Origin of the sequence: Methylobacterium sp. J-070, from assembly GCF_022829385.1 — a bacterium.
Taxonomy (GTDB): domain Bacteria; phylum Pseudomonadota; class Alphaproteobacteria; order Rhizobiales; family Beijerinckiaceae; genus Methylobacterium.
The window spans coordinates 70717-86659 of the sequence record NZ_JAKSXX010000201.1 but is presented as its reverse complement, the minus strand read 5'-3'; the positions used below and the strand labels follow the sequence as shown (position 1 = coordinate 86659).

Below are 15943 nucleotides of genomic sequence, written 5' to 3'. Positions count from 1 at the left end.
CTTGCCCACCCGGCGTCGACCCTCTAGCCGATCCGGATGCCCAACGCCTTCGACATAGGCGCACGCCTGCTCTACCGCGATGCCCTGCTGCTCGTCATCGACAAGCCGGCGGGATTGCCGGTCCATCCCGGCCCCCGCGGCGGCGAGACGCTCACCGACCACCTCGACGCGCTCCGGTTCGGCCTCCCCCGGCGTCCGGAGGCCGCCCACCGTCTCGACCGGGACACCTCGGGCTGCCTCGCGCTGGGGCGCCACGCCAAGGCGCTGGCGCGGCTGGGCAAGCTCTTCGCCGGGAGCGCCGTCGACAAGACCTACTGGGCGGTCGTCGAGGGCGGCCCGTCCGAAGACGCCGGGCGCATCGATCTGCCCCTCGCCCGCCGCTCGGACGATCCGCGCTCCTGGTGGATGAAGGCCGATCCGTCCGGCGACCCGGCGCTCACCCACTGGCGGGTCCTCGGTCGCGCCGACGGGCTGAGCTGGCTGGAGCTGAAGCCGGTCACCGGCCGCACCCACCAGCTCCGGGTCCACTGCGCCGCCTCCGGCTGGCCGATCCGGGGCGACGCGATCTACGGCGGCGCCGGCCGCGGGAGCGCCCTGCACCTGCACGCGCGGAGGCTCTCGATCCCGCTCTACCCGAAGCGCGAGGCCGTCTCGGTGACGGCAGCGCCGCCGGCGCACGTCGCGGAGACGCTCGCCGCGATGGATCCTCAGGCCGCGATCAACAGCGCGCCGTCGTGAGCGGCGATGGCGACGTCGTGGAGCGTCCCGGGGGCGAGCGCGCCCGAGAGACGCACGGCGGTGAAATCCGCGCTGCGCCCGAGGCCGCCGCGCTCCGCCAGCACCGTGAGCCGCCGGCCGACCTGAGCGCCGAGGTGCCGCCGCAGGGCGTCGCCCCCGGCCTGCCGCAGCCGCGCCGCCCGCGCGCGGATCGCGCCCGGGGCGACCGGCGGCATCCGCGCGGCCGGCGTGCCGGGGCGGGGCGAGTAGGGGAAGACGTGCAGGTGCGTCAGGCCGCATTCCGCCACGAGGTCGAGGGAGCGGGAGAACTGCGCCTCCGTCTCCGTCGGGAAGCCCGCGATGAGGTCGGCGCCGAACACCATGTCGGGGCGCAGCCGCCGCACCGCGTCGCAGAACCGGATCGCGTCGGCGCGGAGGTGCCGGCGCTTCATGCGCTTGAGGATCAGGTCGTCTCCGGCCTGCAGCGACAGATGAAGATGCGGCATCAGCCGCTCCTCCTCGGCGATCGCGGCGATCAGCGCTGGGTCGGCCTCGACGGAATCGATGGACGAGAGGCGCAGCCGCGCGAGACCGGGCACGGCGCGGAGGATCGCCTGCACCAGCCCGCCGAGGGAGAGAGCCGGACCCGGGAGGTCCCGCCCATAGGCGGTGAGATCGACGCCGGTCAGCACGACCTCGCGGCCGCCATGCGCCACGATGGTCTCGATCTGTGCGATCACGTCCGCCGCCGGCACCGAGCGTGAGGCCCCGCGTCCGAACGGGATGACACAGAAGGTGCAGCGGTGATCGCAGCCGTTCTGCACCGGCACGAAGGCCCTGGTATGCCCGCCCATGCCGGCGATCCGGGTCGGCTCGGCCGTGCGCGCCGCCATCACGACGCCCGGTCCGGTCGCGGCCGCCGACCAACCCTCCGGCCGAAGCTTCTCGGCATTGCCGACGAGGCGGGACACCTCCGGCATCGCCGCGTAGGCGGCGGTCTCCACCTCGGCGCCGCAGCCGGTGACGACGATCTCGGCGCCGGGCCGTTCCCGGGCGATGCGGCGGATCGCCTTGCGGGCCTGCCGCCCGGCCTCGGCGGTTACCGCGCAGGTGTTCACCACCACGCGATCCTGCCCGTCCGCCGCGGCGTGGACCCGCAGCGCCTCGGACTCGACGGTGTTGAGGCGGCAGCCGAAGGTGACGGTCTCGACGGCCATCAGTCCGCGCCGGAGAACAGCTCCGGCGCCAGGACCCCCTCGGCGACGAGGGCGACCGGGCCGGTCATCAGGACGTGGTCGTCGGCACGCCACTCGACGAACAGCGCGCCGCCGGGCAGCGCGACCGTGGCCTGCCGGCCGATCATCCGGAGGCGCGAGGCGGCCACGACGGCGGCGCAGGCGGCGGTGCCGCAGGCCAGCGTCAGCCCGGCGCCGCGCTCCCAGACGCGCAGCTTGATCGCCTCCCGGTCCGTGACCTGCGCCACCGAGATGTTGGCGCGCTCCGGGAACAGCGGATGGTTCTCCAGCATCGGACCGATCCGGGCGAGATCGAACGCGTCCGGATCCTGCTCGACGAAGAAGACCGCGTGCGGGTTGCCCATGTTGACGACGCCCGGCGAGTGCAGCACCGGATCGTCGATCGGACCGATCTGCAGCTCGATGCGGCGCGTGTCGGGGAACGGCTCGGCCAGGGGGATCTCGTCCCAGGCGAGCCGCGGCCGGCCCATATCGACCGTGAAGGCCCGTTCGGAGATCCGGCGCACGCCGAGGAGGCCGGCAGCGGTCTCGAGGGTCAGCCGGCCGCCCTCGGCCGGACGGGCCATGGCCGGATCGTCCAGCATGGCATAGGCGACGCAGCGCGTGCCGTTCCCGCAGGCGCCGGATTCCGAGCCGTCTGTGTTGTAGATCCGCAGATAGGCGTCGGTGCCCGCGCTCACGGGATCGTGCAGGACCATCAGCTGATCGAAGGTCGAGCCCGGATCCCGCGCGATCGCCCGCGCCTCCTCCGGCCGCACCCGCACGGCGGAGCCGCGCAGGTCCAGCACCACGATCGCGTTGCCGGCGCCGTGCATCTTCAGGAAGCGTCTGTGGGCGAGTGCGCTCATGCGGTCCCGCGGCGGGAAGGGATTGGGCGCGCTATATCGCAAAAGCCCCGCAGCGACGCGAGGGGCCACGGCGTGGCAGATGCGCCGCATACGCGGATCTGATCCAGCACGGCCTCGCGGCCGCTTCCGATCGTCGCTACCTTGTCGCCGTGAGCCCCGTGGAGATCCGCCGGGCCTCGACCGGAGCGCCCGACGTGATCCGCCTTCGCCCGCTCGCCGCCCTCTCGGCCGCCCTGATGCTCGCCTCCGGCCCTCCGGTGTCCGCGCAGCAGGCCGCGCCGCCGCCCTCGACCGCACCGGCCCCGGCCCAGACCAATCCGCTGCCGACGACGACGGCGCCGAACCCGATGCCCGCCCCGGGCAAGAGCCCGGCTCCGGCACCCGAACAGTCCGTCGTGCCCCCGCCGGCGGCCCAGACCGCGGTGGGGACGCCGGCGACGGCGGCGCCAACGCGCCCGACCCTCATCGAGAAGGCGGGCGAGCCCGGCGACGTGGACGAGGTCACCTTGCCCGCCAAGCCGGCCGCGATCCTCTCCGGCAAGACCAAGTGGGAGGAGGCCGTACCGAACCTGAAGCAGGCTTTCGCGCGGATCGAAGCCGACCTCGCCAAGATCGGCGTCGCGCCGGCAGGCCGGCCCCTCGCGGTCTTCACCCGCACCGACGACGACGGTTTCGAGTTCGAGGCGATGATCCCGGTCGCGGCCGCGCCGAACCCGGCGCCCGCCGACGCGGACGGCCTGCGCTTCGGAACGACGCCCGCCGGCAAGGCCCTGCGCTTCGCCCACAGGGGCTCCTACGAGTCGATCGACAGCACCTACGAGACGCTGACCGCCTATCTGGATGCCAAGGACATCGTGGTGCAGGACCGGTTCGTCGAGGAATACGCCACCGACCTCAAGGACGGCACGGACGACAACCTCGACGTGAATATCTTTGCCCTGGTGAAGTAGCGCCACGCACCCGTCGCGGGCGACCGCGCCGCCGGCGGCGCCGGTCCGCGCGCGTCGGACAGATCGCCGCGCCCGTCCGGCGGCCGGAACACCCGCGACGGCTCGCCGATTCGCCCGGCATGCCCTCTGCTGCCGAGCGAACCCCCACAACCCGGCCCGTGCGCCGCCCGCCCAGCCCCGCCCCGGCCGATCCGGCCGTCGCCGGGAAGGCGCTCGCCGTCCATGCGCGGCTCTGCCCGGTCTACGGCTGCCCGATCCCGTATTTCCACAGCCTCGACCCGGTCAGCGAGCTGGTGTCCTCCCTGCTGTCGCACCGGACCCGCAACGCCGAGTCCGGACGGGCCTTCAAGGCCCTGCGGGCGCGGTTCGCCGACTGGGATTCGGTCATCGAGGCCGGGCTCCCGGAGATCGAAGCCGCCATCGCGGGCGTGACGTGGCCCGAGCTGAAGGCGCCCCGCATCCGCGATGTGCTCCGCGCCGTGCGCGAGCGGTGCGGCAGCCTCGATCTCGCCTTCCTGGCCCGGATGGATGTCGAGGCCGCCCGGGCGTGGCTGCAGGCGATCCCCGGCATCGGGCCGAAGACCAGCGCCGCCGTGCTGTCGTTCTCCACGCTGCGGATGCCGGCCTTGCCGGTGGACAGCCATCATCACAGGGTGGCGCAGCGCCTCGGGCTGATCGGCCCGCGGGTCGATGTCGGCCCGTCCCACGCGATCCTGCGGGCGCAGTTGCCGGCCGAGTGGAGCGCGCAGGATCTATACGACAACCACGAGATCCTGATGCTGCACGGCCAGCAGGTCTGTCACCATCGCCGGCCGGCCTGCGGGCGCTGCGTCCTGGTCGATCTGTGCCCCAGCGCGATGCAGCCGACGCGGGAGCCGTGAGCGGATGGTCCGCCCTCAGAGCGACTTCAGGTACTCGAGGAGGGCTTTCTTCTCGTCGGCGGTGAGGTCCGTGCCGTAATCGTGCCCGCACCGGCTGTTGCCGGAGTTCCGATCCGTGCAATCCGTCGTGTTCAGCGTGTAATCGAACTGCGTCTGCTCCTTGGCGAGGCCGACGGCCTCGATGTCGTAGTTCGACCCGATCTTGAAGGATGGCCGGCGTTTGTCGGGCTTCTCCAGGAGGTCAGCGAGGGTCGCGACGGACCCGTTGTGAAGATAGGGCGCGGCTGCCCAGATCCCTTCGAGGACGCGCGCCTCATACGGGTAGGGCCCGAACTCGATATTGGAGGCGCAGCTCTGATCGCCCGCCTTGGGAAATGCGTTGGCGAGGGATCGCAGCTGCTGCGGCAGCGCGCGCAGGTTGAGCTTCGGGGGAGCCATTCCGGGCGGCGCGGTCCGAAGGGGATTGAAGCTCTGGATGATCGAGCCGGCCACGGAGTTGGCGAGGATGCTGATGGCGCATTCGTTGTCGGCCTTGAGCGGGGCCGCCTGGACGAGGGGGATCTGCGCGCCGGTCAGGACACCGCTCTTCGCGCGCCACTGCATGATCCCGTGCTCGCGGGAATCGGTGCCGACATCTCTAAACGGGGTCTTCCAGGTCTCCACTTCACCGGGCCAACGGGCACCGGGGCTCGGCCAATGGCAGCCCTTGCAGCTGCCCTGCGACGTCTCCCGCTCGAAGATCGTCTTGCCCTGCTCAACCAGCGTCGTCTGCAGGCCCCAGCGCCAGCGCGGCGGCCCGATCTTCTTGACCGCGTCTTCCAGCAGCCGCAGGCCGTTGAAGTTCGCCGAATTGTCGCTGAGATAATCGTATTCAAGCAGGACCTTGAACGGGTCCGGCCGGGGATGGAACCGGCCGAACACGCCGAGCACTTGGCCGAGGTTCCGCGAAAAGGCGAGGCTATCGTTGCCGTTCTCCGCGAAACCCGGCCATTGTGTCCGGTCCTGACGCCATGCGTTCCAGAGGAAGGGATAGCGTGTCGGCGCATCCGCGACCCGGATGTTGTCCGGGATCATGGTGTTGGGCGGGTCGCCGATATCCAAACCCGTGACGCGGTTGAAGATCATCCCCACGGCGTCGAGCCGCGCCGGGCCCCAGGGGGTCTTGGGGAGCGCCCGCGTCATCAGCGTGTGATAGCGGTCGTACCAGGCCTTCACGAAGAAGGTGAGGTTCTGGACCGCATCCGTGTCGTTCGCCGCCTCGCCGAGCACCGCCTTGGCGAAGGGCTCGAAGGCGGCCTCCGACGCGAGGATCGCGCCCACGGCGGCGTCGAGGTCGCCGAGAAGGCTCTGGAAGTCGGCGATGGCGGGGCCGCCGTCGATCCGGTAGGCCGTGCCGTCGACCATGATCTGCCGGGTGTGGCAGGCGGCACAGGTCATCCCGGCGATCTCGGCCCCGGCGGGCCCGGCGAAGGTGAAGCCGACCGGCAGATCGTCGCGGCTGTCGGGATTGGGCAGATAGCCGTAGCGCGACAGGCTTCCGGCCAGGAACGGCGTCCCGTCGGGCTGCTTCAGGGCTTTGAGCCACGCGAGCGGCATCAGCTCGGAGCCCTGGCTCTGGACGTAGAACGCCCGGCGCACGGGGTCGGTCCAGTCCGAGCCCTGATCGACGTGGCCCGGCAGCGTGGATTGCGCCCGGGCGGCGGGGCCGGTCAGGATGGGAAGGAGGGCCCAGGCGGCCGCAAAGAACCCGCGCGCCAGCGACATCAGTTCCTCCCTTTATTGTATTCAAATAGATTATGGCCACGAATCAGACGGCGAGAACGGTTATAACATGTATTAAATTTGGCCATCATCCATTTGGGTGGCGCCTCGCGCGAGGCCGGCCGCGATGGCGGGGACCGCGCACCGGCCTTCCGGTGCAGTCGGAGGCCCCGCCGCGCGCCTTGACCGGTCCCGTCCGCGGGTGCGAGTAACCCGGCGCCCGGACGGCGCGGAGCCCCGGTCTTCCTCTGGTCAGGATCGGCGCCGATGGCCGCGTTCACCGAATTGGTCTTCTCGGGCGTCCAGCCCACCGGCAACCTGCACCTCGGCAACTATCTCGGAGCGGTGAAGCGCTTCGTGGAGATGCAGGATCGCGACGCGCAGTGCCTCTACTGCGTGGTCGACCTGCACGCGATCACCGTCTGGCAGGACCCGGAGGCGCTGCGCGGCCAGATCCGCGAGGTCACGGCCGCCTTCCTCGCATCCGGCATCGATCCCAGGCGGTCGATCGTGTTCAACCAGAGCCAGGTGCCGCAGCACGCCGAACTCGCCTGGGTGTTCAACTGCGTCGCCCGCCTCGGCTGGCTGAACCGCATGACGCAGTTCAAGGAGAAGGCCGGCAAGGATCGGGAAAACGCCTCCATCGGCCTCTACGATTACCCCGTGCTGATGGCGGCCGACATCCTGGCCTACCGGGCGACCCACGTCCCCGTGGGCGAGGACCAGAAGCAGCACCTGGAGCTGACCCGGGACATCGCCCAGAAGTTCAACACCGACTTCGCCGGCTCGATCGCGGCGCACGGCCACGGCGAGGCGTTCTTCCCCGTGACCGAACCGCTGATCGGCGGCCCGGCCGCCCGGGTCATGTCCCTGCGGGACGGCACCAAGAAGATGTCGAAGTCGGACCCGTCCGACAATTCCCGCATCAACCTCACCGACGAGGCCGACACGATCGCCCAGAAGATCCGCCGGGCCAAGACCGATCCGGAGCCGCTGCCCTCCGAGGTGGCGGGCCTGAAAGATCGACCGGAGGCCGACAACCTCGTGGGGATCTACGCGGCGCTCGCCGGCATCACCCGCGAGGACGTGCTCCGCGATTTCGGCGGCGCGCAGTTCTCGACCTTCAAGCCCGCGCTCGCCGACCTCGCGGTGACGAGCCTCGCGCCGATCGCCGGCGAGATGCGCCGGCTCACGGGCGACCCCGGCCACATCGACGCCGTGCTGGCCGACGGCAGTGCCCGCGCCGAGACCATCGCGGCGCAGACCCTCGACGCGGTCAAGGACATCGTCGGCTTCGTGCGCCGGGGTCCGAGCCTGCAGGCGGTGCGATGACCGTCCGGGCGCTGGTCTTCGACGTCTTCGGGACCCTGGTGGACTGGCGCTCCGGCGTCGCCCGCGAGGCCGCGCGGTTGCTGGCCCCCTTCGCGCCGAGCCTCGATGCCGGCGCCTTCGCGGATGCGTGGCGCGACCGCTACCAGCCCTCGATGGAGACCGTGCGCTCCGGGGCGCGGCCCTTCGTGGATCTCGACACGCTCCAGGCGGAGTCGCTGCCCGACGTGCTGGCGCAGTTCGGCATCGCGGGCGTACCGGAGGATGTGCAGCGGGAGCTGGTCCAGGCCTGGCACCGGCTCGACGCGTGGCCCGAGGTGCCGGACGCGCTGCGGCGCTTGCGCGAGAAGCATCTCCTGGCGCCGAACTCGAACGGGCATGTCCGGCTGATGGCCGACCTCGCCCGCCGCAACGGCCTGATCTTCGACGCGATCCTGGGCGCCGGCTATTCCCGCGACTACAAGCCGAAGCCGGCGCTCTACCGCGACGCGGTGGCGGCCTTCGGCTTCGCGGCGGGAGAGACCATGATGGTCGCCGCCCACTCGAACGACCTCGCGGCGGCCGCAGGCCACGGTCTCGCCACCGCCCACATCGCCCGCCCGCACGAGCACGGCCCGGCCGGCGGCGAGAGCGTGCCGACGGTGCCGGTCACCCACGCGGCGCGGGATCTGGCCGACCTCGCCGACCAGCTCGGCTGCTGAGAACTTTCTGCGGAGGGTACCATGGCCGACTGGAACCCCGCTCTCTACACCCGCTTCGAGGATGAGCGGACGCGCCCGGCGGCGGAGCTCCTCGCCCGCGTCCCCCTCGACGCGCCGCGGCTGGCCTACGACGTCGGTTGCGGGCCGGGCAACTCGACCGCGCTGATCGCGGCGCGCTACCCCGACGCGGAGGTGATCGGCCTCGACACGTCGCCGGCGATGCTGGAGAGCGCCCGCGGCCGGCTCCCGGGCCTGTCCTTCGCGCAGGCCGACGCCGCGACCTGGACGCCGGAGCGCGCGCCGGACCTGATCTACGCCAACGCGGTGCTGCAATGGCTGCCGGACCACGCGAGCCTGCTGCCGCGGCTGTTCGGTCTCCTCGCCCCGGGCGGCGTGCTCGCGGTGCAGATGCCCGACAACCTCGCCGAGCCCACCCACCGCCTGATGCGCGAGGTCGCGGCGTCCGGTCCCTGGGCGGTCGCGATCGGCGACCCGGCGGTGGCCGGCCGCCTCGGGCGGATGCTGGAGCCCGCGGCCTACTACGACCTGCTGGCGCCGCGCGCCGCCGCGGTCGATGTCTGGCGGACCGCCTATCACCACCGGATGGCGGACGCCGCCGCCATCGTGGAGTGGGTCAGCGCGACGGGCCTGAGGCCGTTCGTCGATCCGCTCGGCCCGGAGGAGAAGGCCGCCTTCCTGGATGCCTACCGTACCGCAATCGACGCAGGCTACCCGCGCCGCAGCGACGGGCGGCGCCTGCTCGCCTTCCCGCGGGTGTTCATCGTCGCGAAGGCCCCATAGGCGAGCCCCGCTCAGGCCTCGCCGCGGGCGACCAGCGCCTCGTACTCGGAGACCTTGAGCCTGCCTTCCCGGGCGACGCGGGCCTTGTCGGCATCGCTGATCACGTCGCCCGCGAGATCGAGGCGCTTCCAGGCAGCGAGCGGGGTCTCGCGGCCGGGCTGCGGCACGTACTTGTTCTGCTCGAGCTTCCGGTACTTGTGGATGTAGCGCGGACAGTTGACCCAGATCTTCTTCACCGCGACTTTCACCAGGTATTTGGCCTCGGTGTACGCGGCCATCAGGGCGTCGTCGCGCAGCAGCGTCGCGTGGCCCTGCACGCGGATCCGGTGCGGCGTCTCGAAATCGATGAACAGCAGGCCGACCTTCGCCTGCCCCTCGATGTTGCCCATCGAGTAGAACATGCCGTTGCCATCGAAACCCGGGAACACGAGGGTGTTCTCGTCGAGCACCTTCACGAAGCCCGTGGGGCCGCCCTTGTAGGAGACGGTCGGCATGCCGTCGGGATCGACGGTGGACAGGAAGAACATGTCCCGCGAGCCGATGAACGCGCCCTCGTCTGGCTGGATGCTCTCGTGGACCCAGTCCTCGTCGAGGCGCACGGCGAGCTTGGTGGTGCCGAACTCCTCCTGCAGCGCCCGGTGCGTGTCGGAATAGAGCGATGCCATGGTGGTCCCTCCCGGGCCGGTCCTCGTACGGGCGGGACCGCTGCGGGCTTATGGCCGGGAAGGATCGCGTTCAGCAACCTTGGATGTGGGCGGCCAAACCTACCTGCCTGCAAAAAATGTAGCGCGGTCGACCGAGCCCGCCGTGGATCCCTTGATGCGCGCCCCTTTCCCGGGCGCATGGAGCGTCAGCGGAATGTGACCCGGGATCCAGCAGGAATCGTCGCGAAGCGTCTGACTGAAATAATCTGTGCCGCTGCGCGGCCCTTCGTTTGCTGGTTCGAGGATCACCTTCCACTGCGTTCCAGGCGTCCGGGAAAGGGTGCGCCCCGGGAAAAAGAGCAAGCCCGGCCACGCCTTCGCGTGACCGGGCCCGTGACGGCCGAGCGAAGCCCGGCCGCGGGATCCGAAAAAATCAGTTGCGGGTCTTGTCGACCAGCGCCTTCTCGGAGATCCACGGCATCATGGCGCGGAGCTTGGTGCCGACCTCCTCGATCGGGTGGGTGGCGAGCTTGGCGCGGGTCGCCTTGAACGAGGTCTGGTTGACCTTGTTCTCCAGCATCCAGTTGCGGGTGAAGGTGCCCGACTGGATGTCGTTCAGCACGCGCTTCATCTCGGCCTTGGTCTCGGGCGTGACGATGCGCGGGCCGGTGACGTACTCGCCGTACTCAGCCGTGTTGGAGATCGAGTAGTTCATGTTGGCGATGCCGCCCTCGTAGATGAGGTCGACGATCAGCTTCACCTCGTGGAGGCACTCGAAATAGGCCATCTCGGGGGCGTAGCCCGCCTCGACCAGCGTCTCGAAGCCGGCCTTGATCAGCTCGACGAGGCCGCCGCAGAGCACGGCCTGCTCGCCGAACAGGTCGGTCTCGCACTCCTCCTTGAAGGTGGTCTCGATGATGCCGGCGCGGCCGCCACCGTTCGCCGAGGCGTACGACAGGCCGAGGTCGTGGGCGTTGCCCGACGCGTCCTGCGCGATGGCGATCAGGGTCGGCACGCCGCCGCCGCGGAGGTACTCGGAGCGCACGGTGTGGCCGGGGCCCTTCGGGGCGACCATCAGGACGTCGAGGTCCTTGCGCGGCTCGATCAGGTTGAAGTGGACGTTGAGGCCGTGGGCGAACAGCAGCGCGGCGCCCTGCTTCATGTTGCCCTCGAGGGACTCGCGGTAGATGTCGCCCTGCAGCTCGTCCGGGGTGAGCATCATCACCACGTCCGCCCACTTGGCGGCCTCGGCGACCGACAGGACCTTGAAGCCCTCGTGCTCGGCCTTCTTGGCGGTGGCGGAGCCCTCGCGGAGCGCGATGACGATGTCCTTCACGCCGGAATCGCGCAGGTTGAGGGCGTGGGCGTGGCCCTGGCTGCCGTAGCCGACGATGGCGACCTTCTTGCCCTTGATCAGGTTCAGGTCGGCGTCGCGATCGTAATACACCCGCATGTCGGTTTCCTCTCGGTTCGGGTTACGGTTTCGCCTGGCCGTACAGGGCCAGGAACTGCTCCACGGCGCGGTCCGCATCGCGCCGGATCTCGGCCTCGTCGAGGTCGATCGCCTCGCCGAGCAGAAGTCGGATCTGGATATCCCGGCCGACGAGGCCGAAGAAGGTCCGGAAGGCGGTCTCACTGTCGGCGAAGGCGAGGAGCCCCGCGGCGCGCCCCGCCTCCAGCACGGGCTTCACCCGCTCGCCGATGGCGAAGCGCCCGTTCGCCAGGACGATGCCGCCGAGGTTGCTCTTGTGCGACCCGGCATGCGCAATGGCGATGCGGTTCAGCGCAACCGAGGTGGGACCGGTGATGACCTCCAGCCACGTCACGGCGAAATCCTGCAGCCGCTCGCGCAGGGTCGCGCCGTCGAGCACCTGCGCGCCATCGGAGCCGGCATGGACCCGGGAGGCCTGCCAGCGCACCGTCGCGGTCAGCAGGCCGTCGCGGTCGCCGAACCACTTGTAGAGCGTCTCCTTCGAGCAGCTCGCCCGGCGGGCGACGGCGTCCATGGTGAGCTGCTCGCCGTCCTCGACCATCAGGCCGAGCACGGCGTCCAGCACCGCCTGCTGGCGGGCCGACGGCGCGTCGTGCTCTGCTGTGGCGCTGGCCTGCATCATCTCGTTGTAGCGTACCGTACCGTACGGTACGCGCTCTAGGCCGATTCGCTGGTCGCGGCAAGGGGGTATGGCGACCGCGCCGCCTCAGCGCGGCAGAGGCAGATCCTCGCGGGCGAAGACCGCCTGCACGGCCGGCCGCTCGGCGACGCGGCGGGCATGGGCGGTCCAGGCCGGGAACCGGCCGGCCATGTCGAAGCGGAGCGTCGGGCCGTTGGCCCAGAACCAGAAGACCATCAGGTAGGCGTCGACCACGCTGAACCGGTCGCCCACCGCCCAGCCGCCGTGCGACAGGCGCACTTCGGTCATGGTGGCGAGGTCGGCGTAGGTATTGGCGGCCTTGCTCTTGATGCCGGGGAACGCGCCCTCATCCTCGGTGTAGCGCTCGGGGCGGCGGACATGGGCGTAGGTCACGTGGTGGTTGCAGGCGAGCCAGCCGAGCCACTCGTCCGCGGCGGCTTGCTCGCGGAGGTCGGTGGGCCACAACGCCGTCTCCGGCACCTGTCGGGCGACGTGGCGCATGATGGCCGCGCATTCGGTGAGCACCCATCCGTCCTCGGTCAGCGCCGGCACGCGGCCGCGATCGTTGATCGCGAGGTATTCCGGCCGGCGCTGGTCGCCCGCGGCGAGGTCGAGCTTGATGCCCTCGTAGGGGAGCCCGGATTCCTCCAAGATGATGTGCGCGGCGAGCGAGCAGGCGCCGGGGGCGTAGTAGAGGGTGCGGGCGGTCATGTGAGCCTTTTCGCTTTGAAGATTTAGCGCGGATGCTGGCCTTGGCTCATGCGGTGAACCCGAGCAACGTCCTCAGCTTGCCGCGCACCTCGGCGACGATGTCATCAGGCGCGTGGCCGGGACTCCTCAGGATGCGAGCGGCCCTGTCGATCGAGCGAACCTGATCGACCAGCACGGCACCCGCGACGGGGAGCCCGGCCGGCAGGAACACCTTCGTCGGCCAGGGATGCGGGTTGCGCGTGATCGGGCACACGATGACCCGACGCGTCAACTGATTCATGTTCGGATCAGAGACGACGAGCGCGGGTCGGATACCCTTCTGTTCCGTGCCGCGGACCGGCTCAAGGTCGACGAGGAGGATCGCGCCCGGCCTCGGCTGCCAGTCAGTACGGGTCGTTGTCGTCATCGATGATCTCGGACCCGCGATCCGGGCCCCAATCCACCGTCAACGGTTCAGCTTCCGGGCCCAGGCGCCGGGCCTCGGCGACCATCTCTTCCATCGTGTAGACCGGCAGGCCATCGACGTAGCGACGGCCGGCCCATTGCTGCGGCTCGGGAGTGACAGGGCGCTTCGAGACGATCTCGACCGTCTCGCCTTCGCGGATGCCGAGTTCCTCGGCCTCCGCGCTGCTCAGCCGCACGGCGAGATCGTCACCCCAGCGAATGACCTTGGCTTCCATCGCTCCGCCTCCTGCGGGGACGGCGCATCTTAACAGATTCGGGCCGCCGGATCCTACAGCGGCTCCGCCCCGCGCCCCATGGCGCTGATGCCGGTCCGGCAGATCTCCACCAGCCCGATCACGCTCATCAGGCGCACGAACCGGTCGATCTCCTCGGTGGCGCCGGTCAATTCGAACACGAAGGAGTTGAGCGTGGCGTCCAGCGTCTTGGCGCCGAACGCCGCCGCCAGGCGGAGGGCCTCGCTGCGGTGCTCGCCCTCGCCCTTCACCTTCACGAGGCAGATCTCACGCTCCAGCGCGTTGCCCTGGAGCGTCAGGTCGACCACCCGGTGCACCGGCACCAGCCGGTCGAGCTGCGCCTTGATCTGCTCGATCACCGCGTTGGTGCCCGCGGTGACGATGGTGATGCGCGAGATGTGCCGCGCCTCCTCGGTCTCGGAGACCGTCAGGCTCTCGATGTTGTAGCCCCGGCCGGAGAACATCCCGGAGATGCGGGCCAGCACGCCCGGCTCGTTGTCGACGATCACCGCGAGCGTGTGCCGATTGATCGGCTCGACGCGGACGGGATCGGGATAGTGGGTGTTCATCGCGTTCATCGCGGCCTCGTCCTCGTCGTTCGACCCAACGCCGCGCCTGCGGCGGATCGCGGCCCGGCGGTGAGCCGGGCCGCCCTCCCTCACACCAGCATCTTGCCTTCCTCGGAGATCACGTCGCCGAGTTCGACGCCGGTCTCGCCGAGGTAATCGGACAGGAGCATCTCGTTGTGCGCCTTGCCCGAGGGGATCATCGGGAAGCAGTTCTCGGTCTTGTCGACGATGCAGTCGAAGATCACCGGCCCGTCATGGGCCAGCATCTCCGCGATGGCGCCGTCGAGGTCGCCCGGCTTGTCGCAGCGCATGCCCTTGGCGCCGTAGGCCTCCGCGAGCTTCACGAAGTCCGGCAGGCTCTCGGAATAGCTCTGCGAGTAGCGCGACCCGTGCAGCAGCTCCTGCCACTGCCGGACCATGCCCATGTACTCGTTGTTCAGGATGAACACCTTGATCGGCAACCGGTACTGAACGGCCGTCGACATCTCCTGCATGTTCATCAGGATCGAGGCCTCGCCGGCGATGTCGATCACCAGCCCCTTCGGATGGGCGAGCTGCGTGCCGATGGCGGCCGGCAGGCCGTAGCCCATCGTGCCGAGGCCGCCGGAGGTCATCCAGCGGTTCGGCTCGTCGTACTTGAAGTACTGGGCTGCCCACATCTGATGCTGGCCGACCTCCGTGGTGATGTAGGTCTCGCGGTCCTTGCAGGCCTCGTAGAGGCGCTGCACGGCGTATTGCGGCTTGATGATCGTGCCCGACGGCCAGTAGGCGAGGCAGTCGCGCGCCTTCCAGGCGCCGATCTTCTGGAACCACGGATCGAGGTTGGACTTGTCGGGCCGCGACGGCAGGGCGCGCCACGCCTCCAGCATGTCGGCGAGCACCGAGGCGCAGTCGCCGACGATGCCGACATCGACCTTGACGACCTTGTTGATCGAGGACGCGTCGACGTCGATGTGGATCTTCTTGGAGAACGGCGAGAACGCGTCGAGCCGGCCGGTGATCCGGTCGTCGAACCGGGCGCCGACGCAGATCATCACGTCACACTCGTGCATCGCGAGGTTGGCCTCGTAGGTCCCGTGCATGCCGAGCATGCCGAGGAACTTCTCGTCCGTGCCCGGATACGCACCCAGCCCCATCAGGGTCGAGGTCACCGGAAAGCCGGTCTCGGCAACCAGCGCGCGCAGAAGCCGCGAGGCCTCCGGCCCGGAGTTGATGACGCCGCCGCCGGTGTAGAAGATCGGGCGGCGCGCGGTCGCCATCAGCTCGACGGCCGCCCGGATCCGGTCGGAATCGCCCTTGACGGCCGGGCGGTAGGTCTTGTGGCTCGCGATCTCGGGCCGCGCGTAGAGCCCGGAGGCGAACTGGATGTCCTTGGGCAGATCGACCACGACGGGGCCGGGCCGGCCGTTGGCCGCGACGTAGAAGGCCTCGTGCAGGATCCGCGGCAGGTCGTCGATCGATTTGACCAGGTAGTTGTGCTTCGTGCAGTGGCGCGTGATGCCGACCGTGTCGCATTCCTGGAACGCGTCGGTGCCGATCAGATGCGTCGGGACCTGCCCGGTGATGCAGACCAGCGGGATCGAATCGAGCAGCGCGTCGGTGAGGCCGGTGACGATGTTGGTGGCGCCGGGCCCCGAGGTGACGAGCACGCAGCCGACCTTGCCGGAGGAGCGCGCGTAGCCCTCCGCGGCGTGGACCGCACCCTGCTCGTGGCGCACGAGGATGTGCTTGACGGCGTTCTGGTGGAACAGCGCGTCGTAGATCGGCAGTACCGCGCCGCCCGGATACCCGAACAGCGTGTCGACACCCTGATCCTGGAAGGCCCGGATGACCATCTCGGCCCCGGTCATGACCTCGCCGCCCATGCTCGTCTCCTCGCTCTCCGGAGCCACGGCGATCCCTGGACCGCCGCCCTGCCCCGTCCTCTCTCACGGCATCCCCGTCA

17 protein-coding genes are annotated in these 15943 nt (G+C 70.1%); 6 read left to right on the top strand and 11 right to left on the bottom strand.

The features are described from left to right. Positions 1 to 36 precede the first annotated feature (36 nt). Entirely contained in the window at positions 37 to 738 is a 702-nt protein-coding gene (locus MKL01_RS21450; RefSeq protein WP_243907208.1) for an RluA family pseudouridine synthase, read from the top strand. On the opposite strand, the gene mtaB is transcribed toward MKL01_RS21450, so the two are convergent. Both mtaB and dapF read right to left on the bottom strand, forming a co-directional pair. Further along, positions 708 to 1934, bottom strand: a complete 1227-nt coding sequence (gene mtaB / locus MKL01_RS21445; protein WP_243907207.1) for a tRNA (N(6)-L-threonylcarbamoyladenosine(37)-C(2))-methylthiotransferase MtaB — start codon at positions 1932 to 1934, stop codon at positions 708 to 710. The two genes, MKL01_RS21450 and mtaB, sit on opposite strands and share 31 nt — an antisense overlap. After that, positions 1934 to 2821: a diaminopimelate epimerase gene (gene dapF, locus MKL01_RS21440; protein ID WP_243907206.1), complete on the bottom strand. Its 888-nt coding sequence runs from the start codon at positions 2819 to 2821 to the stop codon at positions 1934 to 1936. The genes mtaB and dapF overlap by 1 nt, the downstream gene beginning before the upstream one ends. Positions 2822 to 3015: 194 nt before the next feature. On the opposite strand from dapF, the gene MKL01_RS21435 reads away from it, so the two are divergent. Next, positions 3016 to 3771: a GyrI-like domain-containing protein gene (locus MKL01_RS21435; RefSeq protein WP_243907205.1), complete on the top strand. Its 756-nt coding sequence runs from the start codon at positions 3016 to 3018 to the stop codon at positions 3769 to 3771. A 119-nt stretch (positions 3772 to 3890) separates the two neighbouring features. Then, positions 3891 to 4652 (top strand): endonuclease III domain-containing protein, encoded by a 762-nt coding sequence (nth, locus tag MKL01_RS21430; protein WP_243907204.1) that lies wholly within the window; start codon positions 3891 to 3893, stop codon positions 4650 to 4652. 15 nt (positions 4653 to 4667) lie between these two features. Here nth and MKL01_RS21425 read toward each other — a convergent pair whose 3' ends face one another. Beyond that, complete coding sequence (locus MKL01_RS21425; protein WP_243907203.1) at positions 4668 to 6416, bottom strand: di-heme-cytochrome C peroxidase; 1749 nt, start codon at positions 6414 to 6416, stop codon at positions 4668 to 4670. A gap of 264 nt (positions 6417 to 6680) precedes the next feature. Here MKL01_RS21425 and trpS point away from each other — a divergent pair, with 264 nt between their 5' ends. From trpS to tam, 3 genes are read left to right on the top strand one after another with little or no spacing between them, the layout of a single operon-like run. Further along, positions 6681 to 7745, top strand: coding sequence for a tryptophan--tRNA ligase (gene trpS, locus MKL01_RS21420; RefSeq protein WP_243907202.1), 1065 nt, complete (start codon positions 6681 to 6683; stop codon positions 7743 to 7745). Next, the gene (locus tag MKL01_RS21415) at positions 7742 to 8443 is read left to right on the top strand and encodes a haloacid dehalogenase type II (RefSeq protein WP_243907201.1); all 702 of its coding nucleotides are present in this window, start codon (positions 7742 to 7744) and stop codon (positions 8441 to 8443) included. Before trpS ends, MKL01_RS21415 begins: the two co-directional genes overlap by 4 nt. A 21-nt stretch (positions 8444 to 8464) precedes the next feature. Continuing rightward, entirely contained in the window at positions 8465 to 9244 is a 780-nt protein-coding gene (tam, locus tag MKL01_RS21410) for a trans-aconitate 2-methyltransferase (RefSeq protein WP_243907200.1), read from the top strand. Between the two features lie 11 nt (positions 9245 to 9255). On the opposite strand, the gene MKL01_RS21405 is transcribed toward tam, so the two are convergent. The 8 genes from MKL01_RS21405 to MKL01_RS21370 form a co-directional block, all read right to left on the bottom strand. Next, positions 9256 to 9909, bottom strand: a complete 654-nt coding sequence (locus MKL01_RS21405) for a pyridoxamine 5'-phosphate oxidase family protein (protein WP_243907199.1) — start codon at positions 9907 to 9909, stop codon at positions 9256 to 9258. 412 nt (positions 9910 to 10321) lie between these two features. Beyond that, the gene (ilvC, locus tag MKL01_RS21400) at positions 10322 to 11341 is read right to left on the bottom strand and encodes a ketol-acid reductoisomerase (protein ID WP_147854888.1); all 1020 of its coding nucleotides are present in this window, start codon (positions 11339 to 11341) and stop codon (positions 10322 to 10324) included. 22 nt (positions 11342 to 11363) lie between these two features. Then, positions 11364 to 12002, bottom strand: coding sequence for a TetR/AcrR family transcriptional regulator C-terminal domain-containing protein (locus MKL01_RS21395; protein ID WP_243907198.1), 639 nt, complete (start codon positions 12000 to 12002; stop codon positions 11364 to 11366). An 84-nt stretch (positions 12003 to 12086) separates the two neighbouring features. Beyond that, a complete protein-coding gene (locus MKL01_RS21390) occupies positions 12087 to 12731 on the bottom strand; it encodes a glutathione S-transferase family protein (protein WP_243907197.1) in 645 nt (214 codons plus the stop codon). A gap of 46 nt (positions 12732 to 12777) precedes the next feature. Next, positions 12778 to 13137 (bottom strand): type II toxin-antitoxin system PemK/MazF family toxin, encoded by a 360-nt coding sequence (locus tag MKL01_RS21385; protein ID WP_243907196.1) that lies wholly within the window; start codon positions 13135 to 13137, stop codon positions 12778 to 12780. Next, entirely contained in the window at positions 13115 to 13411 is a 297-nt protein-coding gene (locus MKL01_RS21380; RefSeq protein ID WP_243907195.1) for a MazF family transcriptional regulator, read from the bottom strand. Before MKL01_RS21380 ends, MKL01_RS21385 begins: the two co-directional genes overlap by 23 nt. A gap of 53 nt (positions 13412 to 13464) precedes the next feature. Next, positions 13465 to 14007, bottom strand: coding sequence for an acetolactate synthase small subunit (gene ilvN / locus MKL01_RS21375; protein ID WP_243907194.1), 543 nt, complete (start codon positions 14005 to 14007; stop codon positions 13465 to 13467). 80 nt (positions 14008 to 14087) lie between these two features. Further along, positions 14088 to 15863 (bottom strand): acetolactate synthase 3 large subunit, encoded by a 1776-nt coding sequence (locus tag MKL01_RS21370; RefSeq protein WP_243907193.1) that lies wholly within the window; start codon positions 15861 to 15863, stop codon positions 14088 to 14090. Positions 15864 to 15943: the final 80 nt, after the last annotated feature.